20 protein-coding genes are annotated in these 22,236 nt (G+C 69.6%); 11 read left to right on the forward strand and 9 right to left on the reverse strand.

Annotated features, from left to right (window positions below; translation table 11 throughout):
- Positions 1-108 precede the first annotated feature (108 nt).
- From VGB24_RS20205 to VGB24_RS20215, 3 genes are read left to right on the forward strand one after another with little or no spacing between them, the layout of a single operon-like run.
- Positions 109-1,434 carry a TolC family protein gene (locus VGB24_RS20205; protein WP_331074752.1) on the forward strand — a complete coding sequence of 442 codons (1,326 nt, stop codon included), beginning with the start codon at positions 109-111 and terminating at the stop codon, positions 1,432-1,434.
- 25 nt (positions 1,435-1,459) lie between these two features.
- Positions 1,460-2,512 (forward strand): efflux RND transporter periplasmic adaptor subunit, encoded by a 1,053-nt coding sequence (locus VGB24_RS20210; RefSeq protein ID WP_331074753.1) that lies wholly within the window; start codon positions 1,460-1,462, stop codon positions 2,510-2,512.
- Positions 2,509-5,616, forward strand: coding sequence for an efflux RND transporter permease subunit (locus VGB24_RS20215; protein ID WP_331074754.1), 3,108 nt, complete (start codon positions 2,509-2,511; stop codon positions 5,614-5,616). The genes VGB24_RS20210 and VGB24_RS20215 overlap by 4 nt, the downstream gene beginning before the upstream one ends.
- A gap of 305 nt (positions 5,617-5,921) precedes the next feature.
- Here the strand turns inward: VGB24_RS20215 and VGB24_RS20220 are convergent, their stop codons facing one another.
- The 4 genes from VGB24_RS20220 to VGB24_RS20235 form a co-directional block, all read right to left on the reverse strand.
- A complete protein-coding gene (locus tag VGB24_RS20220; protein WP_331074755.1) occupies positions 5,922-6,836 on the reverse strand; it encodes an Ig-like domain-containing protein in 915 nt (304 codons plus the stop codon).
- 60 nt (positions 6,837-6,896) lie between these two features.
- Positions 6,897-8,033 carry a UDP-galactopyranose mutase gene (gene glf, locus VGB24_RS20225; RefSeq protein ID WP_331074756.1) on the reverse strand — a complete coding sequence of 379 codons (1,137 nt, stop codon included), beginning with the start codon at positions 8,031-8,033 and terminating at the stop codon, positions 6,897-6,899.
- Positions 8,033-9,241 carry a glycosyltransferase gene (locus VGB24_RS20230; RefSeq protein WP_331074757.1) on the reverse strand — a complete coding sequence of 403 codons (1,209 nt, stop codon included), beginning with the start codon at positions 9,239-9,241 and terminating at the stop codon, positions 8,033-8,035. Before VGB24_RS20230 ends, glf begins: the two co-directional genes overlap by 1 nt.
- Positions 9,242-9,708: 467 nt before the next feature.
- Positions 9,709-10,944, reverse strand: a complete 1,236-nt coding sequence (locus VGB24_RS20235; RefSeq protein ID WP_331074758.1) for an SDR family oxidoreductase — start codon at positions 10,942-10,944, stop codon at positions 9,709-9,711.
- Positions 10,945-11,438: 494 nt separating this feature from the next.
- On the opposite strand from VGB24_RS20235, the gene VGB24_RS20240 reads away from it, so the two are divergent.
- From VGB24_RS20240 to VGB24_RS20250, 3 genes are all read left to right on the forward strand, one after another.
- Positions 11,439-11,786: an arsenosugar biosynthesis-associated peroxidase-like protein gene (locus VGB24_RS20240; protein WP_331074759.1), complete on the forward strand. Its 348-nt coding sequence runs from the start codon at positions 11,439-11,441 to the stop codon at positions 11,784-11,786.
- A gap of 111 nt (positions 11,787-11,897) precedes the next feature.
- A complete protein-coding gene (gene arsS, locus VGB24_RS20245) occupies positions 11,898-12,944 on the forward strand; it encodes an arsenosugar biosynthesis radical SAM (seleno)protein ArsS (protein ID WP_331074760.1) in 1,047 nt (348 codons plus the stop codon).
- 79 nt (positions 12,945-13,023) lie between these two features.
- Positions 13,024-13,341: a hypothetical protein gene (locus VGB24_RS20250; RefSeq protein ID WP_331074761.1), complete on the forward strand. Its 318-nt coding sequence runs from the start codon at positions 13,024-13,026 to the stop codon at positions 13,339-13,341.
- Positions 13,342-13,348: 7 nt separating this feature from the next.
- Here VGB24_RS20250 and VGB24_RS20255 read toward each other — a convergent pair whose 3' ends face one another.
- Entirely contained in the window at positions 13,349-14,365 is a 1,017-nt protein-coding gene (locus VGB24_RS20255; RefSeq protein WP_331074762.1) for an MBL fold metallo-hydrolase, read from the reverse strand.
- A gap of 185 nt (positions 14,366-14,550) precedes the next feature.
- On the opposite strand from VGB24_RS20255, the gene VGB24_RS20260 reads away from it, so the two are divergent.
- Both VGB24_RS20260 and VGB24_RS20265 read left to right on the forward strand, forming a co-directional pair.
- Positions 14,551-14,964 (forward strand): hypothetical protein, encoded by a 414-nt coding sequence (locus VGB24_RS20260; protein ID WP_331074763.1) that lies wholly within the window; start codon positions 14,551-14,553, stop codon positions 14,962-14,964.
- Positions 14,957-15,439, forward strand: coding sequence for a DUF7689 domain-containing protein (locus VGB24_RS20265; protein WP_331074764.1), 483 nt, complete (start codon positions 14,957-14,959; stop codon positions 15,437-15,439). The genes VGB24_RS20260 and VGB24_RS20265 overlap by 8 nt, the downstream gene beginning before the upstream one ends.
- On the opposite strand, the gene VGB24_RS20270 is transcribed toward VGB24_RS20265, so the two are convergent.
- The 3 genes from VGB24_RS20270 to VGB24_RS20280 all read right to left on the reverse strand — a co-directional run bounded on the left by VGB24_RS20270 (position 15,405) and on the right by VGB24_RS20280 (position 20,485).
- Positions 15,405-16,232 carry a TIGR03915 family putative DNA repair protein gene (locus VGB24_RS20270; protein ID WP_331074765.1) on the reverse strand — a complete coding sequence of 276 codons (828 nt, stop codon included), beginning with the start codon at positions 16,230-16,232 and terminating at the stop codon, positions 15,405-15,407. The two genes, VGB24_RS20265 and VGB24_RS20270, sit on opposite strands and share 35 nt — an antisense overlap.
- A 52-nt stretch (positions 16,233-16,284) precedes the next feature.
- Positions 16,285-17,541, reverse strand: a complete 1,257-nt coding sequence (locus VGB24_RS20275) for a putative DNA modification/repair radical SAM protein (protein WP_331074766.1) — start codon at positions 17,539-17,541, stop codon at positions 16,285-16,287.
- A gap of 235 nt (positions 17,542-17,776) precedes the next feature.
- Positions 17,777-20,485: a M14 metallopeptidase family protein gene (locus tag VGB24_RS20280; RefSeq protein WP_331074767.1), complete on the reverse strand. Its 2,709-nt coding sequence runs from the start codon at positions 20,483-20,485 to the stop codon at positions 17,777-17,779.
- Between the two features lie 228 nt (positions 20,486-20,713).
- Between VGB24_RS20280 and VGB24_RS20285 the strand changes: the two genes are divergently transcribed.
- Positions 20,714-21,118, forward strand: coding sequence for an immunoglobulin-like domain-containing protein (locus tag VGB24_RS20285; protein ID WP_331074768.1), 405 nt, complete (start codon positions 20,714-20,716; stop codon positions 21,116-21,118).
- Positions 21,119-21,226: 108 nt separating this feature from the next.
- Entirely contained in the window at positions 21,227-21,412 is a 186-nt protein-coding gene (locus tag VGB24_RS20290) for a hypothetical protein (RefSeq protein WP_331074769.1), read from the forward strand.
- Positions 21,413-21,418: 6 nt separating this feature from the next.
- Here VGB24_RS20290 and VGB24_RS20295 read toward each other — a convergent pair whose 3' ends face one another.
- Positions 21,419-21,850 carry a GNAT family N-acetyltransferase gene (locus VGB24_RS20295; protein ID WP_331074770.1) on the reverse strand — a complete coding sequence of 144 codons (432 nt, stop codon included), beginning with the start codon at positions 21,848-21,850 and terminating at the stop codon, positions 21,419-21,421.
- Between the two features lie 70 nt (positions 21,851-21,920).
- On the opposite strand from VGB24_RS20295, the gene VGB24_RS20300 reads away from it, so the two are divergent.
- Entirely contained in the window at positions 21,921-22,187 is a 267-nt protein-coding gene (locus tag VGB24_RS20300) for a hypothetical protein (RefSeq protein WP_331074771.1), read from the forward strand.
- The last annotated feature ends 49 nt before the right edge of the window (positions 22,188-22,236 follow it).

Consider the following 22,236-nt stretch of genomic DNA (forward strand, 5'->3'; position numbering starts at 1 on the left):
TTAACACTGTTAGAAAGTAGTATCCCGGTAGGTCGTCCGTAGTCCGAACGGCAGGTTCACCCCGGAAGGAGGCTGGTACCCATGCTGTCACCCACTCGGCTCGCGCCGATGCTCGTTTTTCTGCTCGCCGCCGCCCCGCTCGCCGTCCGCGCCCAGGGCGATCCGCTGGGCGGGTACGTTCGCCAGGCGATGGAGAACAACCTCTCGCTGCGGCAGGAGCGCCTTTCGGCCGAGCGGAGCAGCGCCGCCGTCCGCGAGGCGCGCGGGCTGCTGCGGCCCACCGTCAGCTTCGACGCCCGCTACAGCGAGCTCAGCGGGGGGATGAACCTGGGCGACCTGGTGAACCCGGCGTACGCGGCGCTCAACCAGGTGACGGGCACCACGCAGTTCCCCACCAACATCGACGCCCGCCTGCCGATGGCGCAGGAGACCAAGATCCGCATCGCGCAGCCGCTGCTGGCCCCCGCCGCGTGGGAAAACCAGCGGCTGCGGCGCACGCTGGCGGAACTGGATGGCGCCGCGCTGGGAACCGCCACGCGCCAGCTCGCCGCCGACGTGCAGACGGCCTACCTGGACTACGCCCGCTCCGCCCGCGTCGTCGAGCTCTACCGGAACACTGTCCCCCTGCTGCAGGAGAACCTTCGCGTGGCGGAGCGTCGGGTGGCGAACGGGACGGCCACTCCCGACGCCGTCCTCCGCGCCCGCGCCGAGCGCGCCGAAACGGAGCAGGCCCTTGCCGAGGCCGAGGGACGATCCACCGCCGCGCTGCGCCGCTTCAACTTCCTCCTCGGCCGCGAGTTGGACACTCCCGTCGATGTGCTCGCCGACTCGGCGCTCGCCTATCCGCTGGCCGTCAGCGAGGAAGACGTGGTGCGCTCCGCCCTCGCCGGACGCGAGGAATTGACGCAGGGCGACGCCGGGGTGCGCGCGGCCGAGTCGCAGGTGCGCCTGGCCCGCGCCGGCCAGCTGCCGACGGTCGCGCTCGCCGTGGACTACGGCATCCAGGGCAACGCCTACCGCTTCGGCAAGGACCACGACTTCGCCATCGCCTCGCTTGTGGTGTCGTGGAACGCGTGGAACGGCGGGCAGCACGGCGCCCGCCGCGAGCAGGCCCGCCTGGACGCGGACCGCGCCCGGTCTCGGCGCGAGGAGATCGGCCGGCAGGTGGAGCTGCAGGTGAGGACGGCGTACCGCGGCGCGCAGGTGGCCCGCGGCGCCATCGCCACGGCCGAGGAGCGGCTGACGGCGGCGGAGCGCACCTACCAGCTGGTCGCCCGGCGCTGGCAGGAGGGGATCGCGGCGCAGATCGAGCTGCTGGACGCCCGCACGTCGTTCACGGCGGCGGGGCTGAACCTGATCCTTACGCGATACGAGTACGCCGCCCGCTGGGTAGAGCTGGAGCGCTCCGCCGCGCTCCGCGACCTCGCCCGCTGACTTGCACCCGCACCGGAGAACTCCGATGAACGTTCATACTTTCGCACTCCCGCACTTCCGCACTTTCGCACTTCTTTTCCTTGCGGCGTGCGGAAAGGACGCGGGCGCCGCCATCCCGCCGGCGGACAACACCGTCGCGGTCCGCACTGCGCCGGTGGCCCGCGAGTGGGTGACGCAGCCCGTGACGGCCACGGGCACCCTGGCCAGCAAGGACGAGATCGACCTGTCGTTCAAGATGCCCGGCGTAGTCGCCCGCGTCCTGGTGGCCGAGGGGCAGGCGGTGCGCCGCGGCCAGCCGATGGCCACGCTGGACCTGCGGGAGATCGACGCGGCGGTGGGGCGCGCCCGCAGCGGGGTGGAAAAGGCGGAGCGCGACCTGGCCCGCGCGGAGCGGCTGTACGCGGACAGCGTCGCCACGCTCGCCCAGCTGCAGGACGCGCGGACGGGCGCGCAGGTGGCCCGCAGCGACATGCAGGCGGCGGCGTTCAACCGGCGCTACGCGACGATCGTCGCGCCGGCGGACGGCGTGGTGCTGCGGAAGCTGGCCAACGACGGCGAGCTCGTGGGCGCCGGGATGCCCGTCCTCGTGCTCGGCAGCAGCGAGCGCGGGCAGGTGCTGAAGGTGGGCGTGGCCGATCGAGATGCGGTGCGGCTGAAGCCGGGCGACGCGGCGACGGTGCGGTTCGACGCGTATCCCGGGCAGGAGTTCGCCGGGACCGTTCGCGAGGTGGCGCCCGCGGCGGACCCCGCGACGGGGACGTACCGCGTGGAAGTGAACGTGCAGCCCGGCGGGCGCGCGCTGTCGTCCGGCCTCGTCGGTCGCGTGGAGATCCGCCCGGCGGCGGGGGCGCAGATGGCGGTGGTGCCCATCGGCGCCATCCTGGAGGCGGACGACGAATCGGCCACGCTCTACACGCTGACGGCGGACGGCCGGCGCGCGCGGCGGCTGCCGGTGACCGTTGGCTTCATCCAGGGCGAGCGGGTGACGGTGACGGGCGGGCTGGAGGGGATCGACCGCGTGGTGACGGACGGCGCGGCGTACCTGAGCGACGGCGCGGCCGTGAAGGTGGTGCCATGATCAGCCGCATCACGGAGTTCTTCGTCGACCGTCCCCAGCTGACGGTGGTGCTGTTCCTGATGACGGCCGCCATGGGCTTCGCCTCGTGGCAGGCCATCCCCAAGGCCGAGGACCCGCTGCTTTCCATCCCCACCTACCTGGTGGTCGGCGTCTACCCCGGCGCCAGCGCGGCGGAGATCGAGCAGCTGGTGGTGGAGCCCATCGAGGAACGGGTGGGCGAGCTGGAGGGGCTGCAGAAGGTGGAGGCGCGGGTGGAGGACGGGCTGGCGGTGCTCATCGCCGAGTTCGACCCCGCCGCGGACGCGGACGACAAGTACGACGAGGTGCTGCGCGAGGTGAACGCGCTGCGTCCGTCCCTGCCGGCCAACCTGCACTCGCTGGATGTGGACAAGATCAACGCCGCCGACGTGAACATCGTGCAGGTGGCGCTGGTGTCGGAGGCGGTGCCGTACCACGAGCTGCAGCGCCGCGCGGAGCGGCTGGAGGAGCGGATCCAGGCCGTGCCCGGCGTGCGCCGCGCCGAGTCGTGGGGGTTCCCCCAGCGCGAGGTGGGCGTGCAGCTGAACCTGGGCCGCCTGGCCGAGCTGCGCATTCCCCCCGGCCAGGTGCTGCAGGCCATCGGCGGGGAGAACACGAGCATCCCGGGGGGATCGGTGGACGCGGGCACCCGCCGGTTCAGCGTAAAGACCAGCGGCGACTTCCAGTCCATCGACGAAGTCCGCAACACCGTCATCCGCGCGGCGGGCGGGTCCGTCGTCTACCTGCGCGACGTGGCCGACGTGCGCTGGGGCTACGCAGACCCCACGCACATCGCCCGCTACAACGGCCGGCGCGCGGTGTTCGTCACCGCCAACCAGCAGCCCGAGGCCAACATCTCCGCCGTGCGCGACGGCATCTGGACGGAGCTGGATGCGTTCGAAAAGACGCTCCCGGCGGGGGTGAAGCTGGAGCGTGGCTTCGACCAGTCGCGGAACGTCGAGGAGCGGCTTTCGCACCTGGGGCGCGACTTCGCCATCGCCATCCTCCTGGTGCTGCTGACGCTGCTGCCGCTGGGGGGACGCGCGGCGGGGATCGTGATGGTGTCGATCCCGCTTTCCATCGCCATGGGGCTCACCGCGCTGAACCTGACGGGGTTCACCATCAACCAGCTTTCGATCGTGGGGTTCGTGATCGCGCTGGGGCTGCTGGTGGACGACAGCATCGTGGTGGTGGAGAACATCGAGCGCTTCCTGCGCGAGGGGCATTCGCGGCGCGAGGCGGCGCTGCTGGCCACGCGGCAGATCGCCATCGCCGTGGTGGGCTGCACGGCCACGCTGATCTTCGCCTTCCTTCCGTTGATCTTCCTTCCCGGCAACGCGGGCAAGTTCATCCGCGTGATGCCGCTGGCGGTGATCTTCACGGTGCTGGCGTCGCTGATCGTCTCTCTCACCATCGTTCCCTGGTTGGCCAGCCGCGTGCTGTCGCGCCACTCCAACCCGCAGGGGAACGTGTTCATGCGGGCGCTGCACGGCGGGATCGGGCGCACGTACGCGCCGGTGCTGCACGCGTCGCTGGCGCGGCCCGGGCGCACGCTGGCCGCGGCGGGGGTGCTGCTGCTGGCGTCGTTCGCCCTGGTGCCGGTGGTGGGTTTCTCGCTCTTTCCCAAGGCGGGAACGCCGCAGTTCCTGGTGGACATCGACACGCCCGACGGCAGCAGCCTGGACGAAACGGACCGGGCGGCGCGCTTCGCCGAGCGTGCGCTCGCGCAGATGCCGGGCGTGCAGGGGGTGATGACGAACGTGGGGCGCGGCAATCCGCAGGTGTACTACAACGTGGTCCCGCGTAACCGGAACCCGAGCGTGGCGCAGATCTTCGTGACGCTGGACGAGTACGACGCGCGCCGCACGCCGGCGATGCTCGACTCGCTTCGCGCGCGCATGGCGGCCTACCCGAATGCGCGCATCCAGGTGAAGGAGTTCGAGAACGGGCCGCCCGTAGACGCGCCGGTTGCCATCCGCCTGGCTGGGCCGGACCTGGACACGCTGCGCACGCTGGCGGCGCGGGTGGAGCAGGTGATCCGCCGCACGCCGGGAACGATGTACGTCGACAACCCCGTGCGCCTGGCGCGGACGGACCTGCGGGTGGACGTGGACGAGCACAAGGCGGGGCTGTTCGGCATCCCGGCGGTGGAGGTTGACCGCACCATCCGCCTGGGGCTGGCGGGCTTGAACGCGGGCACCTTCCGCGACGGCGCGGGCGACGAGTATCCCATCCGCGTGACCCTGCCGCACGCCGGCACGCCCTCGGTGGAGGCGCTGGACCGCGTGTACGTGTCGTCGATGACCGGCGCGGCCGTTCCGCTGCGGCAGGTGGCGGACGTGAAGTTCGAGTCGTCGCCCGGGCTGATCCAGCGGCACGACCAGGAGCGCAGCGTCACGGTGACGTCGTTCGTGCGCAGCGGCTTCAACACCGACCGGGTGACGCGCTCGGTGCTGGCGGATTTGGAGGGGATGAAGCTGCCGGAGGGCTACCGCTGGACGGCGGCGGGGGAGATCGAGAGCCGGGAAGAAAGCTTTGGCGGGGTGGGGGGCGCGGTGATCGTGGCGGTGTTCATGATCCTGGCCATCCTGGTGCTGGAGTTCCGCACCTTCCGCAGCACACTGATCGTGGCGTCGGTGATTCCGCTGGGCTTCGTGGGCGGCATCGCGGCGCTGTGGCTGACGGGAAACACCCTGTCGTTCACGGCGGTGATCGGCTTCGTGGCGCTGATCGGCATCGAGATCAAGACGAGCATTCTGCTGGTGGATTTCACCAACCAGCTGCGCGAGGAGGGAGTGCCGCTGGTGGACGCCATCCAGCAGGCGGGCGAGGTGCGCTTCGTTCCCATCGTGCTGACGACGCTGACGGCCATCGGCGGGCTGCTGCCGCTGGCGGTGGAGGGCTCGTCGCTCTACTCGCCGCTGGCCTGGGTGATCATCGGCGGCCTGGTGTCGTCGACGATCCTGGCGCGTCTGGTGACGCCGGTGATGTACAAGCTCCTCGCGCCGGAGATCGCGGTGCGCACCGTGCCCGTCACGGCCACCGCGCCGAAGCAGGTGCGCGAGCCGGAGCTGGCGGGCGTCTGACGACGGAATGGTTTTCACGCGGAGGCGATGAGGAAAAAGAGAGCCGCGGAGGGGCATGGTGCTCCTCCGCGGCTCTTCCGTTCCCCCGCGCCTCCGCGTGAAACCTGCTGTCCAGGTGGCGGGCAACTTGCTCGGTGGCGCGCCAGAACCTCTGCACTGGAGACTACGAGATGCGTCAAATCGCCCGCGCCGCCCTGCTCCTGCTCGTCCTCAGCCTTCCCGGATGCCTGGTCGTCAGCTGCGGCGGGTGAGACCACGAAGCCGCCGATCGCGAGCGGCGACGCCGGGGATGCGTTGAACGACTCTCACCGAGGCCCGTCGACTTCGGCGACCAGCGCCCCGCGCCGCCCGCCGGCGAATACCGAAACCTCGTAGAGGCCGCGCGCCATCGCGACGGAACGCCCCTGAACGCTGAGGATCCCATCGGCGACCATCACCGTCAGCCCGGGCCCGGAGCTGGCCCACACGAAACGCCCCTTGCTGGTGTCGATCTTCGAGAGGATGTCGTTGTCGTTCGTGTCGATCACCTGCTTGACCGAGTAGAAGTGAACGTCTCCCGGTGCCATTCGGACGCGCCCGGACCCCGGCGCCACATCGACGGGGACCGGACACTGGCCCACGCCGCAGCCGACGCGCGAAGCGGAATCGGCGGCGATCACGATGCGCGCCACCTGCCGCACCTCTATGGTCCGGATGGCGCTGAGGTCTTCCGACTGGAATCCAATGGAGGCGTGGTCGGTGACGTACCCGTCCGCATCCGCGCGAATGGTCACCGTGCCGATCCCCGTGGCGCGAATCAGCCCCGACGACGGATCCACCTCAGCGACCGCGGAGTTGCTGCTCGACCAGCGGATCACGGATGGAGCCGGGATGATCTCACAGTCGACCGTGGTTTCATCCACTCGCCCGCCGACCCGCACCCCGGAGCACCGCGCGGCGTACGGCCGGAAGCGCGCGGTGTCGCCCGTAAGCACGAGCGGCCGCAGAATGCTCGAGTTGTTGAGGGAAAACGGCTCGGCCACACCCCCTCCATCGAACGACAGCAGCGTCGCCGTGAACCGCTCGCCACTCCCAGTGCCCAAATCGCAGGCGCTGGCGGCGCCAAGCAGCGCGGTGAGAGCGAGCGCACGTTTCAAAGGGGTCGGCATGGACACATCGAGGAGGAGGGATGCGGGGTGGTGACGCGTACCTACCGTAACCAAACCCTCCGGATTGCGCAAGTTGGCCCGCGGCGAGCGGTTATCGGAATCGCCGAGTCGTCCGCCGCGGGGGGATGATGCTCAGGTACCCGCGAGTTCGGGTTGCCGGGTGGGCGGACGCACGGCCTTGGTGCCCGTGATCTTCTTGTACGTCGTCAGGGCCTGGGCCACCACCTGGTCCATGTTGTAGTACCGGTACGTGGCGAGGCGTCCCACGAACCACACGCCCTGCGTCTCCTCGGCCAGCTCGCGGTAGCGGCGGTACAGCTCGGCGTTCTCCGGCCGCGGCACGGGATAGTACGGGTCGCCCTCGTCGCCGGGGTACTCGAAGACGATGCTCGTCTTGGGGTGCTCCTGGCCGGTGAGATACTTGAACTCCGTGATCCGCGTGTACGGGTGCTCGTTGGGATAGTTCACCACCGCCGCCGGCTGGTACCGCTCCTGGTTCAGCGTCTGGTGGCGGAACGTGAGCGAGCGGTACGGAAGCTTGCCGAACCGGAAGTCGAAGTACTCGTCGATGGGACCCGTGTAGATCACCTCGCCGTACGGGATCTGCCCCTCTACCTCACGGAAGTCCGTGTTCAGCATCACCTTGATGTTGGGGTGCGCCAGCATGTTCTCGAACATGCGGGTGTACCCGTGCAGCGGCATGGCCTGGTAGGTGTCCGTAAAGTAGCGGTCGTCGCGGCTGGTGCGCGTGGGGACGCGCGCGGTGACCTGCGCGTCCAGCTCCGACGGGTCCATCCCCCACTGCTTGCGCGTGTAGTTGCGAAAGAATTTTTCGTACAGCTCGCGCCCCACCTTGCTGACCACCACGTCCTCGGACGTGCGGATCTCGTCCACCGGCTCCGCGACGGACTTGAAGAACTCGTCCACCTGAAAGGCGGTGAGCGACAGCCCGTACAGCGAGTTGATGGTGTCGAGGTTGATGGGCATGGGCACCAGCATGCCGTCGACGCTGGCGCGCACGCGGTGCTCGTACGGGCGCCACTCGGTGAAGCGGCCCAGGTAGTCCCACACCTCGCGCGAGTTGGTGTGGAAGATGTGCGGCCCGTAGCGGTGGACGAGGATGCCCGCGTCGTCGTAGTGGTCGTACGCGTTGCCGCCGACGTGGTTGCGCTTGTCGACCACCAGCACCCGCTTTCCCGCGCCCGCGGCCAGCCGCTCGGCCAGTACGCTCCCCGCGAACCCCGCCCCGACGATCAGGTAGTCGAACATCAATCCCCCGCGGAAGCCATCAGTCCCTGCACTTCGTTCTCCAGAGCATCCCACTCGTCGCCCGCGGCAAACGTCGGCCGCTCCAGCACCTCTTCCATCATCTCACTCATCTCCCGCCAGGTGCGGTCCCACGAGGTCTTGGCCAGCTCCTCGTCCACCCGCTCCAGCCACCCCCGGCGATCCGTTTCCGCCAGCGCGGATTCGATGGCCTGCACCCACCCGTCCACCGTCTCGGCGACGTGCACCAGCCCCGTGCTTCCCCACGCGCGGACGACGTCCACGATGGGCGAGCTCACCGTCGGCAGCCCGGCGGCGAGGTACTCGGGCGTCTTGGTGGGGCTGATGAACCGCGTGTGCTCGTTGCGCGCGAAGAAGAGCGCGGCCACGTCCCATCCGCCCAGGTAGTCGGGGAGTTCCGCGTACGGCTTGCCCGCCAGGTAGTGGATGTTGGCCGCGCGCGGCAGCTCGTCCTCGTCCAGCTTGGCCGCCGGGCCCACGAAGACGAGATGCCAGTCGGGGCGCGCCGCCGCCAGGCCGCGAACCAGTTCCAGGTCCAGCCGCTCGTCGAGCACGCCGCAGTAGCCGATGCGGGGATGCGGGATGCCGGCCTGGTCCGCCGGGTCCGCCACGCCGCCGCGCGCGCGGTGGAAATGCGCCGTGTCGATGCTGCTGGGGAACAGGTGAACGGACGGATGGAGCCCTACCCGCGCCTCGTAGATGCTCCGCCCGCCGGTGAACACCAGGTCCGCGCGATCCAGCAGCTCGCGCTCGCGGTCCGGCAGGTGGTCGGGCGCCCACTTGAACGACTTCAGCTCGTCCATCACGTCGTAGACGGTAGCCAGCGGCTGCAGGTGGCGGGTGTGGCCGATCGCGAGCGGATCGTAGTACCAGGCCACGTGCTCGCCGATGCCCTGCTCCGCCATGAACGTGTCCAGCAGCTCGCGCAGCATGACGTCGCTGGCGTCCCACCCGTGCCAGGGCAGGTGCGGCACCGCCACCACCAGCCCGTCGTCGCGCGTGCTGACGTCCAGCCACGCTTCCGCCGCGTCGTACACGGGAGCCTGCCAGAAGAACACGCGCCGTTCGCGGGCAAAGCGGCTCATCAGGTGGTGCGGCCGCTGAAAGACGAAGTCCCAGCTGAGGTGGCAGAGACAAAGAAGGTCCGGCTTGACGTACGGTCCGGCGGCAGCGTGGGGCTGGTGATGCATGGCTTCACGGGCAAGGGAGCACGGTGGGCCGAGGCCGGCGAGGGGAGCTCGGCCTGGTGCCCGGAACCGGGATTGGGAGGGGAGTGCGGGGCAAGGGCCGTGCCCCTTTGTGTTTTTTCGCGCCCGGCCGGAAACGCTGAGACAGGCGTTGGTTGCGGCGCCACAAAGGCGTCAGCGCGCGGACGGAATCGGGGTTCCCCTCCCCCGGCCCCTCCGGTCGGCTCGGCGCACTCGATGGGGAACGCGGGCGAGCAACAGTGCGCTTCGGGCTGCCCGGCGCATGCCCCGGGCAGCCCTCTCTCCCCGGCCCTCTCCCCCGCAAGCGGGGGAAAGGGAGAATTCGATCGCGCTTCGGCTGGCCTGGCGCACTCGACTCCGCGTGCAGTCCGCGCAGGCGAACTTTGGGCCGTTGTTGCCGCGACTTCAGTCGCCCCAGCAGGGCCAAGGGTCTCGCCGCCGATACCCCGTCAGTACGCCTGGTCGGCGCCGGCGCGAAAGCCGTAGTCGCCGCTCGGCAGCGTTTCCACGCCGCGCATGGCGTAGTCGTCGCTCGGCATCTCCAGTTCCGATGCGGTCGCGTCCAGGTCGCCCGCGAGCGCGCCCACCTCGTCGCCGGGCTGCACCTCTACGGTGCGGAATTCCTCTTCCTCGATATCGAAGAGCTCGTCGTCACGCCGCCAGCCGGGTGCGCCCAGCAGCCCCGCGCGGCCGGCCAGGGCCAGCCCCAGCCCGGCGAGCAGGCCCACGGCCAGCGCCGTGGCGCCGGGGCGCATCGTCGCCTTGGTGTACGCGCTGGTCCGCCGCACGCGGCCCTCGTAGTCGCCGCGCGTGTGGGCTTCTTCCAGCGGCGGCTGGTAGAGCGCGTCGCGGCGGCCGGGACGCGTGCGCTCGTCCTTCTGCTGCTGCGACCACATGGTCGCCTCGAACCCGCGGTCGGTGGCGCGCGGCGCGAGCATCCCGGCCATCCCCATCATCCGCCCGCCACCGCCGACGGTCAGCGACTTCCGGCGGTGCGCGGCGCAGTACAGGATGGCGTCGGCGACGGTTTCCGGCCGGTAGACGGGCGCGGGCAGCGTCGGCTCGTATTCCATCAGGTTGCGCGCGTGCCGGGGAAACGGCGTGTCGATGGAGCCGGGCTTGATGATGGTCACCGACACGGGCGCGCCCTCGTGCTCCAGCTCCATCCGCAGGGCGTCGCTGAAGGCCTTTACCGCGTGCTTGCTGGCGCCGTAGTGGCCCTGCAGCGGCAGCGTGCGGTCGGCCACAACGCTGGCGACGTTGATCAGCGCGCCGCCGCTGCGCTTCAGGTGCGGCAGCGCGGCCAGGGTGCCGTGCACCATTCCCCAGTAGTTCACGTCGAACAGGCGGCGCGCGTCCTCCACCGGCGTTTCGTCGAGGCGGCCATAGATGGAAACCGCCGCGTTGTTGATCCAGGTGTCGAAGCCGCCGTACTCGCGCAGCGCGGTTTCGGCGATGCCCAGCACCTGCTCCTGGCTGCTGGTGTCGGCCACCGCGTACACGGCGTCGCCGCCCGCCCCGCGGATGTCGGCCACGATGCGGCGCAGGTTGTCTTCGTCGCGCGCCGCCAGCACCACCCGCGCACCGCGGCGCGCGGCGAGCCGGGCCGTGGCCAGCCCGATGCCGCTGGAGGCGCCGGTTATCACGATCACCTGCTCCCGAACGGGCTTTAGCCTGATCTCCATCTCACGTTCTCCCATGCACTTGGCTTGTTCGTCACCCGGGCGGGGTGCGGGTGCAAGCGGCGGGCCGGGGAGGGGAAGTGCGGGAGTGCGTTAGTGCGGGAGTGCGTTAGTGCGGGAGTGCGCAGGTGGGTGCAGTCCATAGGGAACGCCAGTGGCCTCGGCTCTGCTGGGGCGACTGAAGTCGCGGCAACAACGGCCCGAAGTCCGCCTTCGCGGACTGCTGGCGAAGCCGAGTGCGCCAGGCCAGCTGAAGCGCGATCGAATTCTCCCCTCTCCCGCTTGCGGGAGAGGGGCCGGGGGAGAGGGCAGCCGGGGAATGCGCCGGACCTGCCGAAGCGCACCCAACTCGCGCCACCGACCAGCCCGAGCACCGCATCATGAGTAGATCGCCGGGCTGGCTCCCTTCCCCCCCGGGTGGCGCCAAATGGCGGCGTGCCGTTACTGTACAAGGTGCGCCCAAGCTACGGCGCCACGGCACCCGAACCGACCCACCGATGGAATCCGGAACCCACGCGCACTACTACAACGCGCACGACCTCCCCCGCTTCGGCGAGATGGGCAAGGACGCGCCGCACCTGGCCGAAAAGTTCTTCGCCTGGTACAACGCCGTGTTCGCCGAGGGAGCCCTCAGCGAGCGCGAAAAGTCGCTCATCGCCCTGGCCGTGGCGCACGCGGTGCAGTGCCCGTACTGCATCGACGCGTACTCGTCGGACTGCCTTCAGAAGGGCGCCGACACCGAGCAGATGACCGAGGCCGTCCACGTAGCGGCAGCCATCCGCGGCGGCGCGTCGCTGGTGCACGGCATCCAGATGCGCAACCGCGCCGAAGAACTGGGGATGTAGAGGGGAAGTACCAAGTGCCAAGTACCAAGGGCCGAGATCGTTTTCCAGGCACTTGGCACTTGTACCTTGGTACTTTCGCACTAACGCACTAACGCACTAACGCACTGCCCTATGTCCCGCGTTCTCCCGACCCTGCAGAAGCGCCGCTCCGGCCTGGCGTCCACGCGCGAGCAGCGCTCCCTGCTGCACGCCGTGCCCGTGGCGCAGAGCTTCGAGTCGGCGCTGGCCGGGGCCGGGCTGCTCCCCCTGCGGCCGACGACGATCGACATCCTGCAGATCAACGTGGGGCGAAAGTGCAACCAGACCTGCCGCCACTGCCACGTGGACGCCGGTCCGGACCGCACCGAGATGATGCCCGATGACGTCGTGGACCGCTGCATCCAGGTGATCGAATCCACCGGCATCCCCACCGTCGACATCACCGGGGGCGCGCCGGAGCTGCACAAGCGGTGGCGGGAGATCGTCGAGCGCGCGACGGCGGCGGGTAAGCACGTCATCGACCGGTGCAACCTCACCATCACCCTGCTCCCCAACTACGCGTACCTGCCGGAGTTCTTCGCCCGGCACCGGGTGCACGTGGTCGCCTCACTGCCGCACTACCGCCCCAAGGGCACCGACTCGCAGCGGGGCGACGGCGTCTTCGAGGAGTCCATCCAGGCGCTGCGGCGGCTGAACGAGCTGGGATACGGCCGCGAGGGATCGGGGCTGGTGCTGGACCTGGTCACCAATCCCGTGGGAACCTTCCTTCCCGGCAACCAGAGCGCGCTCGAGGCGGATTGGAAGCGGCAGATGGAGCGGCTGTACGGCGTGCGATTCAACCAGCTGTACACCATCACCAACATGCCCATCAGCCGCTACCTGGAGTTCCTGGCGGAGAGCGGCAGGCTGAACGAGTACATGGAGCGGCTGGTGACGGCTTTCAACCCCGCCGCGGCCGCGGGGGTCATGTGCCGCAACACGCTTTCGGTGGGATGGGACGGCGTGCTGTACGACTGCGACTTCAACCAGATGCTGGGGCTGCCGGTGGACCCGCGCGGGCCGCGGACCATCTTCGACTTCGACCTGGATGCGCTCAGCCGACGCGACATCGTGCTGGGCCCGCACTGCTTCGGATGCACCGCGGGGGCGGGCTCCAGCTGCGGGGGCGCCACGGCCTGACCGGCGCGTGGTACGGCGGATGCGAGACGGCGGCGCGGAACGTCAACCCGAAGCACGCAACCCCAATCCCGAGATGCCGATGTCCAGGCTACGCCACCTGCCCGCCTGCCTGCTGACCGCCCTAGCCCTGGCCGCCTGCGACGGCGCGGGCGAGCACAACACGCCCGACGAGGCCGACCAGACCACCAACACCGCCGACTCGGCCGCCGCGGGCACCGCCGTCCCCGGCGTCCTTCCGCCCGCGGGCACCGTGAACCCCGCGGCGCCCTCGGGCCCCGGCACGTCGCCCACGGCGTCGGATTCCACCACGCAGGTGCCCAATGCCGTCGGCCAGCCGGTGCAGAGCGGCGCCACGGGGCCGGTGCCGGCGCAGGGCGACACCGGCCGCACGCCCTGAGCCCCGGTCAAAGGACGAGGGTGCCGCCGTGGGGCAGGACGTGCAGGTCCCACGGCGGCAGCCCCGCGTCTTTCCACGCGGCTCGCAGGCGGACCGGCGGCTCCATCGGGTCCTCGTCCGTCAGGCGGAAGGTGCCCCAGTGCATGGGGACGAACGCGCCCCGCCCGCCCAGGTCCCCGTACGCGCGCACCGCCTCTTCGGGGTTCATGTGCGCCGGCGCCATGAACCAGCGCGGATCGTACGCGCCGATGGGCATGATCACGGCATCGAACGGGCCCAGCCGCCGGGCGATCTCCCCGTATCCGCGAAAATACCCGCTGTCTCCGCCAAAGTAGACGCCGCGCCCCGTCGCGGTCCGCAGCGCGAAAGATCCCCACAGCCGGTCGTTGAACTCGCGCAGCCCGCGCCGCGTCCAGTGCTGCGCAGGCGCGCAGGTGATGGCCAGCGGCCCACCGTCCCCGGTCAATTCAACCGTATCCCACCAGTCCACGTCGTGCACGTTCCGCGTGATGCCGCACGCGGCCAGCCACTTCGCGTGCCCCAGCGGCGCGATCCACGTCAGCCCGTCGGCGAACGTCGCGTGAAGCTCGCGCACGGTCGGCTCGTCGAGGTGATCGTAATGGTCGTGTGAGAGAAGGACGGCGTCGATGGGCGGAAGGTCGCCGAGGGCGAGGCCCGGTGGCGTGAACCGCTTGGGACCCATCCACGAAACCGGCGAGGCCCGCTCGCTGAAAAGGGGATCGGTCAGCAGGTTCAGCCCGCCGATCTGCAGCAGAAAGCTGGCATGCCCAATCCAGGTGATGCGGATCTCGTCCGCAGCCGCCCGCGGCCGCCCGACGTCCGCTGTGGCGCGCGGCAGGTCCGACGGACTTGGATTCGGAGGCTGCTTGGACCACATCCGCTCCCACTGCCACCGCAGCACGCCGCCGCCGGCCCGCTCGTCGGCCACCTCCAGCGGCCAGGGAATCCGGAACCGCCCATCGGACCCGTGGTGGGCCGGCCTCGCGCGAGAAATTTCGGTCATCGATTCTGATCGTTTGCCGCTCGGCGGACGGAGCGGACACGCTGGATTCCAGTCCGTTGATTGGCAAAAATCCCACCGGTGGCGCGATCGCCCCGCTTGTTGGCCGTGAGAGTTGTGTCTAGCTTCGAAATCGAGTGCGACGAGTCTCCCGTTGCCTCGGCTTCACCCCAGCGATCCAGAGCCCCATGGTTGACTACGATCGCAGCTACCAGAACGCCGCCGCGCCAGCCGCCAGCACCGGTTCAACAGCACGCACGCGGTCCCCCGGCGTGGCTGGCGCGCCGTCTGCCCGGCCCGCAAGCCACGACATCGCGCAGCGGTTCGACGAACTCGCGGCGAAGTGGCGGGACCACACCCAGTTCCACTCGTCACCCAAGATCCTCTTCGAACATCCGGCATATCAGGAGATAATCGGGTTTGGACCAGCCGTATTGCCCCTGTTGTTCAAGGATCTGGAGGAGACCGGTTCGTTCTGGTTCTGGGCTCTGCATGCGATCACCAATGAGAACCCGGTCCCGCACGAAGACCGTGGCGACATCCCGCGCGTGACAGAACATTGGCTGAACTGGGGCCGTAAGCGAGGTTACCTCGATGGATGACCGCTTTCGCGCGAAGTATCCCCGACTAGGCGACGGTCACTTCCAGGTCACCAGCGCTGAGTCACCCAGATACAACTGCGTTGCCTGGGCCGCGGGACAGGATAGCCGTTGGTGGGCTCCGATTGAGTTCTCATGGTGGCCGGAGACCGCCCAAGTCGGCTGGTCGGTCAAAGCGCTCGAATCTGTTTTCAAGTTGATGGGCTACGACATCGCGTCCGATCCGGGGTTGGTACCAGGCTTGGAGAAGGTGGCGATCTTTGCGGCGGACGACGAATGGACCCATGTCGCCCGGCAACTGGAGTCCGGTTACTGGACCAGCAAACTAGGGCAGGGCGTCGACATCGAGCACGAACTGGATGGATTGGCTGGAAGCCCGTACGGCGACGTTGCGGTGATCATGAGCCGCCCGCGGTCGAGCGCGCCGTCCGCACCTCCGCCGCTCAGGTATCTCTCGTACGACGTGGTGGGCGCTTGAGTTCTTCGGAGCGCTGCTCGATCATGCGGCGGACGCGGGCGGGGGCGTCGTGCAGGAGGGGCGCGATCAGCGGGGCTTCGGGGAGGTTCTTCCAGTAGCGCAGCGGCATTTCGGCGCGCATGGCGCCGGGGCGCAGGCGGCCGGGGTTGAAGGTGCTGGCGTAGTACGTCTTCCAGAGCGCCTCCAGTTCGTCCTCGCCGGGGGCGGCGGAGCGGGGGACGCCCGGGGAGAACGACAGCGACTCGCCGTCCCAGTGCGCGCAGACGCCGGGCGTAAGGATGGACCACGCCATCGACGCGAACCGCTCCGCGAAGAATGGCGCCGCGTGCTCCACGACGTCGTGCTCGGGCTCGAACCACGCCACGTAGCGCGTCTCGCCCTCGTGCTCCACCGAGCGGAAGCGGACGAACGCCTTCATCTTGTGCTCCGCGCGGCGCACCGCCTTTTCCATCCGCAGCAGCCGGTGCACGTCGGGGTCGGGCGCCACCTCCATCAGCCCGCGCTCGCCGTGTGTAAGCCGCCATAGCACGCGGTACAGCAATCCCCACCGCTCCGCGTCGCGATGGCACGCCGCCCACTGCGCCGCCTCCACGAATCGCCGCGGCACCCGCATCACGTCCGGCGTGGCAGGCGACGTCGCATCCGCCGACTGGCCATCGGCCAACCCGAGCAGCGGCTGCTGATCATCCCCCGCCTGCCAGACGACGGAACGCGGCTCCACGCCCTCCACCAGCAGCGCGCGAGCCGCCACCCGCCACCCGTCGAACGTCGGCGCGAACACGACGGTTCTCATCTCGCGGTCTTCACTTCCGCACTCACGCACTCACGCACTAACGCACTGCCGTTCACAACTCCCCGTGCGTCGCCGCCACGGCCGACTCGAACAGGTCCACCTGCGCGGCCTTGGGAGCAATGCGGTCGCGCAGATCCAGCGAGTCCGGGCCGAGCAGCGTCGGGCGATGGTCGGCGGTGATGATGAAAGGGAGCGAGCGGCGCAGCGGAATGCCCAACCGGCGCAGGTCGTCGATGCGAATGCTCATCCAGCGGCGCGAGGCCAGGATGCGCTTGACGTTGCGGACGCCAAGGCCGGGGATGCGCAGCAGGTCTTCTCGCGGGGCGCGGTTCACGTCCACCGGAAAGCGCTCGCGATTGCGGAGCGCCCACGAGACCTTGGGATCCATCGAAAGGTCCAGGTTGGGTGCCTCGCGCGTGGTCAGCTCGTCGGCGCCGAAGCCGTAGAAGCGCATCAGCCAGTCGGCCTGGTACAGCCGGTGCTCGCGAATGAGCGGCGTGGGTACGACGGGCAGCGCGGACGCGGCGTCGGGGATGGGCGAGAACCCCGAGTAGTACACGCGCCGCAGCTTGGGCCCTTCGTACAGCGCCGACGCGGTGGACAGGATGGTGGCGTCGGTCGCGTCCGTCGCGCCCACGATCATCTGCGTGCTCTGGCCGGCGGGCGCGAACACGGGAAGCGACCGCCGGGGCCCCGCGTCGCCCTTCGCCTGGTCGATGCGGTCGCGCAGGTGCGTCATGGCCCCGGTGATCTGCACCAGCTTCTTTTCGGGAGCCAGCCGGTCGAGGTTCTCCTGGGTGGGCAGCTCCACGTTGATGCTCAGGCGGTCGGCCCAGCGGCCCGCCTCGTCCAGCAGCTCGGGCGAGGCGTCGGGGATGGTCTTCAGGTGGATGTAGCCGGCGAACCGGTGCTCGGTACGCAGCGTCTTCGCGACGAGGACCAGCTGCTCCATCGTGTAGTCCGGGGTGCGGATGATCCCGGAGCTCAGGAACAGCCCCTCGATGTAGTTGCGGCGGTAGAAATCCAGCGTGAGGTCGACCACCTCCTGCACGGTGAAACGCGCGCGGCGGACGCTGCTGCTGCTGCGGTTGATGCAGTACTGGCAGTCGTAGATGCAGACGTTGGTGAGCAGGATCTTCAGCAGCGACACGCACCGGCCATCGGGCGTGTAGCTGTGGCAGATGCCGGTGCCCTCGGTGGAGCCCAGCCCCTTCGGCCCGCCCTTCCGGCCCTTGGCGCCGCTGCTGGAGCACGACGCGTCGTACTTTGCCGCGTCCGCGAGAATGGCGAGCTTATCGGCGACTTCCATCGACCCTGCGTCCCTGCGTTTCTGCTGATCCGAACAGACACCGAAGAACGTATCGCCGCGCGCCGGCTAGTGTCAAATGTTTATACAGCGTTGCCGCGGGATCGTGCCGGCCGCAAAGCGTAGAAACTGCAGTTTCACGCAGAGGACGCAGAGGGAACGGAGAGGACGCAGAGGCGCTTGCATGCCCTCTGCGTCCTCTCTGTCTTCTCTGCGTCCTCTGCGTGATGCTCTTCTTTTACTGCGCAGGCACCATCAGGCCGTTGAACAGGAACCGGAACGTGCCGTGCGGCTGCGCGCGGAACGCGATCTCCGGCCCGAACAGGTACAGCATCCCCCGGCCCACCGGCGCCGAAACGATCGCCGCGCCGCCCTGCAGGTGCTGCTGCCCCCACGCCCATCCGCTGCGCAGTGGCGTGGCCGTGTCGAACCAGGCGATGCGACGGATGCCCGCGGCTTCGGCGCCGGGTCCCAGGCGGAACACCGGCGAGTCGTCGAACATCACGTCCGCCTCCTCGCGCATCCCCGCGGCGATCGGCGCGCTCGCGTCCACCTTCACGCGCAGGATGCTGCCGGGGATGTAGTACTTCTCGCGCGGCAGGTGGCGCGGCTGCCCGTCAGGGCCGGCCTCGGTCAGGTAGTCGGTGATGGGCAGCCCCAGGTGCTGGGCCAGCACCGTGGAGCTTCCGATGGTGAGCACCGTGCCCCCGTTCTGCATGAACGCACGAAGCTGGGGCACCGTCCGCTCGATCGTCGCGCCGCCCAGCTGCCCGCGGAGCTCCGCCGGCACCGCGTCGGGGCTGGGCATTCCGGCCATGCTCCCGCCGCGCGGCTCGCGCTCGGGGATGATCCCGTCCACGAACACCAGCACGTCGTACCTGGCGTTCAGGTTGCCCGCGTCCAGCTCGGGCGGAAACACCACCTGGTGGGGGAACTGGAACTGCTCCAGGATCCACCGCGTCCAGCCGCTGGGCATCACGCCGCCGTAGCGGTCCACCAAGCCGATGCGCGCGGGCTTCAGCAGCGTGCCCTCCGGCGCGCGTCTCGACGCATCCACCCGGATCCCCAGCGAGTCCGCCAGCCGCTCCAGCAGCGCGTGCGACTCGCGCGCGGGCACCGAGAAGCTGCCGGTGGAAGTGCGACGCACGGGAATGCCCGCCCCCATCAGCCGGTTGACGGCGGTGAACGCGTCGTTCTGCGTCGGCGACAGCACGTACGCGGCTGGCATCGCCCGCGGCGCCTCCACGTGCCCGCGCGGCGCGGGCAGGTTCCAGGCATCGATCAGCTCGAAGGGGCCCGACACGGTTTCCAGCACGCGGTCGAACGCCACCCCCATCTGGTACGCCAGCGTCCATCCCGCGTTGTCGTACGGGGGAATGGGCGGGCCTCCCTCGTACAGGAAGTCGTTGGGGTGGTCCTGCGGCTCGAACATGTCCAGCACGTGCGGGCGGAACGGCTGCGCGGCCTGCACCACGTACGACCCCGCGGGATACGTCCTGCCGCCCGCCGAGAACTGCGCCGTGGCCCGGTGCACCTCCACTCCCGTCTCCAGCAGCGCGTTGACGAACTTGGTGGCCGTGGGGAAGTCCGCCTGGTCGGCGGAGATCACGTACGCCCGCGGATCGCGCCACTCGGGGCGGCGCAGCAGCCCCAGGTAGCGCGCGGACTCCTGCGCGTTGGGCGCGCCCTGGAAGATGCCTCCGCCCGACATCACCGCCGTGCCGTCGGTTCGCTGCCCCTGCCGCTCCGACGCGATCACCGCGCGTACCGAGTCCACCCGGCGCGGATACGTGGTCCAGCTGTCGGTGCTGCCGCGCTCGATGGAGTTGCGGCCCATCCGCCAGAAGTTCATCAGCAGCGTGGGCCGGTAGCGGCTGGCGTAGTCCAGCACCGCGTAGTTGGCCGTCACCGAGTAGTCGACGGACTGGCGGAAGTGCCACCGCTGCGGCGCGATGGGCGACACCAGGTCGGTGCTGGGAAGCTGCCGGCTGGGCACGAACGGAATGTCCATGGGCGTGGGATTGCCGATGGTTTCCGTCAGCAGCCCGATCATGTTGTGAAAGTACGTCGTCGTGCGCAGGCCGCCGTTCCACCAGGTGCTGTAGTTGGCGCCGCGCCGTGTGGTGACCCCCGGCTTGCGCTCGGAGATGAAGCGGTTGTGCATGGCGCTGCCCACCATGTCGATGCCGGTGGCGATCAGCGGGTCGTACACGTAGTTGAACGGATCGCGGAAGGGCGGCGCGAACATCACCGTGCCGGTGGGGCCCGTCTGGTGGTGGTTGTAGACGATCTGCGGAAACCACTCGCGGTACATCACCCGGTTCATGTTCTCCGTCTCGGGCTGCGTCGAGGCGTAGAAGTCCCGGTTGTTGTCGTGGCCGATGTACTTCTGGTACAGCCGCGGGATGTTGCCCGTGGAGCGCGCCTCGCGGGTGGGATTGCGCATGTACCAGTCGCTGACCAGGTCCATGCCGTCGGGGTTGGCGTGCACGAACAGGATGATCACGTCGTCCAGGATGCGCCGCGTCTCGGCGTCGTCGCGGCTGACGAAGTGCCACAGCGTCTCCATCAGCTGCTGCGCGCCCAGCACCTCGGTGGCGTGAAGCCCCCCGTCGATCCACACCACCGCCTTGCCCTCCGCCGCCAGCCGCGCGGCCGTGGCGCTGTCCGCCCGTCCCATGGCCAGGGTGCGGCTGATCTCGCGGTAGCGCTCCAGGGTGCGGTGGTTCTGGGGGCTGGTGACGATGGCCATCAGCTGCGTGCGCCCCTCGGCCGTGCGGCCGATGTCCACCATCGTCATCCGGTCGCTCTCGGCGTCCAGCTTGCGCCAGTACGCCGTCAGCGCCTGGTAGTTGGGGAGCACGTAGTCGGCGCCGATGGCGTGGCCGAACTGCTGCTCGGGGCTGGTCAGCCGCTGCTGCGCGTCCGCGCGCGCCGCTGCCAGCACTCCGGCACCCAGCGCCAGCGCACAGGCAGCGCGGCGTGTTCTGAACGAAATCAAAGCGGTGCGCCTCCGTCCGTCGGTTGCGAATTCCGTATACACGTGTGGGAACTCCTACAATCGAACGCGCGCCGGGGGGTGTCAAGCCGGGTGTCACACCGGGCGGGCCGCGTGCGTTGTTCGGCAGATTCGAAGGAGAGGTGATCCGATCCAACCCCTCGCAGGAACGCTGCGATGAAAAAGATGCTGGCCCTGCTCCTCCTGGTGGTGTGCGGCGGATGCGCCAACGGACTGCTGTCGCCGGAGAACGCGCACGCCACCCTGCGCACCGACCGCTCGGAGTACGACGCGGGCGAGGCGGCGACGCTGGAACTGGCGAACACCTCCGACGGCAGCGTGGGATACAACCTCTGCTTCAGCCAGCTGGAGCGCTTTTCGAGCACGGGGTGGACGCTGGCGGAAGGTACGGGAACCGCCTGCCTGGCCATCCTGCTCCTGCTGGAGTCCGGCGAACGCGCCACGTACCAGCTGCCGCTTCCGGAGGCCCTTCGCGCGGGGCGGTACCGGGTCAGCACGCACATCGAGGCGTCGGACGGGGATTCCGAGCGGGTGTCGACGCAGCCCTTCACCGTCCGCTGACGCCGGACTTGCGCCCCGTTCCGGCGTCGCCATATTGATCTGCGTCCGCCGTCTGTTCCCGGCGGCGGACGCAGTTCCCCTCTTCTTGTCCCCCCGCTGGAGCAGTCCATGCCCGCCATCCTCGGTATCGCGTCCGTTCTCCTGGGCCTCGTCCTGATCCTCGCCGACGAGCACGTCAGCCGCGCCGTGTGGCGCCGCGCCGAAGAGCCCGAGGCGGGCTCCACCAGCGTCCGCATGCTCGGGCTGATCCTGTTCGTGGCGGGTGGCGTGGCGCTGATCACCTGGCAGCCCTGATCGCCGTCAGTCCATCCGCCTGACGTAGCGCCACCCGGTCCGTTCGAAGCCCACCCGCTCGTAGAACCGGTGGGCCTCGTCGCGGTGCAGCGACGTCGTCAGGTGCACGGCGTACGCGCCGCGCTCGTCTGCCCACGCCTCCGCATCCGCCACCAGCCGCGCCCCCACGCCCCGGCCGCGCATCCGCTCGCTGACCACCAGCGCCAGAATGCGCACGAATGGCCGGTCGTGCTCGTACGCCCATCCCCGCTGCAACCCGATCATCCCCACCACCTTGCCGTCCACCTCCGCGACGAGGGTGGCGTAGTCGTGATTGCCAGCGATGCGCGCCAGTCGTCGGCGCAGCTGCTCGGCCGACGCGGGATAGCCCAGCTCGGCCATCAGCGCGGCCAGGGCGGGGAGGTCGGCTTCGGTGGGGGTGCGGATGCGGATGTCCATGGTGGCGGGCGGTACGCGGTTTGCTCGGATGTGCGCCCCTCACAACGACTTCGCCATCAGGAGGAGCGCCATGGGCAAGCAGATGGAAGGCAACGAGGAGCAGAAGCGGCAGGCGGCGCGCGACGCCAGGGAAGAGGGCAAGAAGCCCAGCGAGGTGGGGGCGACCACAGGTGCCAGCCACCAGCGCAACGAGGCGCAGAACGGCATGTCGCACCAGCAGCGCATCGACCTGAAGCGCGAGGGCAAGCAGGACGACCTCTCGCAGGAGACGCCCGAGGCGCGCCCCGGCAGCCGCGACGCGCACACGGTGGACCACGAGAAGTATCCGCGCCTCTGACCGCGGCGCGCAAGACGAACCGGGCCGGGAGCGTGATGCTCCCGGCCCG

It is taken from the genome of Longimicrobium sp., from assembly GCF_036399935.1.
Lineage (GTDB): Bacteria > Gemmatimonadota > Gemmatimonadetes > Longimicrobiales > Longimicrobiaceae > Longimicrobium.

Coding starts and splice junctions, on each gene's coding strand:
- VGB24_RS20205 (WP_331074752.1), top strand. CDS start 109: ATGCTCGTTTTTCTGCTCGCCGCCGCCCCGCTCGCCGTCCGCGCCCAG.
- VGB24_RS20210 (WP_331074753.1), top strand. CDS start 1,460: ATGAACGTTCATACTTTCGCACTCCCGCACTTCCGCACTTTCGCACTT.
- VGB24_RS20215 (WP_331074754.1), top strand. CDS start 2,509: ATGATCAGCCGCATCACGGAGTTCTTCGTCGACCGTCCCCAGCTGACG.
- glf (WP_331074756.1), bottom strand. CDS start 8,033: ATGTTCGACTACCTGATCGTCGGGGCGGGGTTCGCGGGGAGCGTACTG.
- VGB24_RS20230 (WP_331074757.1), bottom strand. CDS start 9,241: ATGCATCACCAGCCCCACGCTGCCGCCGGACCGTACGTCAAGCCGGAC.
- VGB24_RS20235 (WP_331074758.1), bottom strand. CDS start 10,944: ATGGAGATCAGGCTAAAGCCCGTTCGGGAGCAGGTGATCGTGATAACC.
- VGB24_RS20240 (WP_331074759.1), top strand. CDS start 11,439: ATGGAATCCGGAACCCACGCGCACTACTACAACGCGCACGACCTCCCC.
- arsS (WP_331074760.1), top strand. CDS start 11,898: ATGTCCCGCGTTCTCCCGACCCTGCAGAAGCGCCGCTCCGGCCTGGCG.
- VGB24_RS20250 (WP_331074761.1), top strand. CDS start 13,024: ATGTCCAGGCTACGCCACCTGCCCGCCTGCCTGCTGACCGCCCTAGCC.
- VGB24_RS20255 (WP_331074762.1), bottom strand. CDS start 14,365: ATGACCGAAATTTCTCGCGCGAGGCCGGCCCACCACGGGTCCGATGGG.
- VGB24_RS20260 (WP_331074763.1), top strand. CDS start 14,551: ATGGTTGACTACGATCGCAGCTACCAGAACGCCGCCGCGCCAGCCGCC.
- VGB24_RS20265 (WP_331074764.1), top strand. CDS start 14,957: ATGGATGACCGCTTTCGCGCGAAGTATCCCCGACTAGGCGACGGTCAC.
- VGB24_RS20270 (WP_331074765.1), bottom strand. CDS start 16,232: ATGAGAACCGTCGTGTTCGCGCCGACGTTCGACGGGTGGCGGGTGGCG.
- VGB24_RS20275 (WP_331074766.1), bottom strand. CDS start 17,541: ATGGAAGTCGCCGATAAGCTCGCCATTCTCGCGGACGCGGCAAAGTAC.
- VGB24_RS20285 (WP_331074768.1), top strand. CDS start 20,714: ATGAAAAAGATGCTGGCCCTGCTCCTCCTGGTGGTGTGCGGCGGATGC.
- VGB24_RS20290 (WP_331074769.1), top strand. CDS start 21,227: ATGCCCGCCATCCTCGGTATCGCGTCCGTTCTCCTGGGCCTCGTCCTG.
- VGB24_RS20295 (WP_331074770.1), bottom strand. CDS start 21,850: ATGGACATCCGCATCCGCACCCCCACCGAAGCCGACCTCCCCGCCCTG.
- VGB24_RS20300 (WP_331074771.1), top strand. CDS start 21,921: ATGGGCAAGCAGATGGAAGGCAACGAGGAGCAGAAGCGGCAGGCGGCG.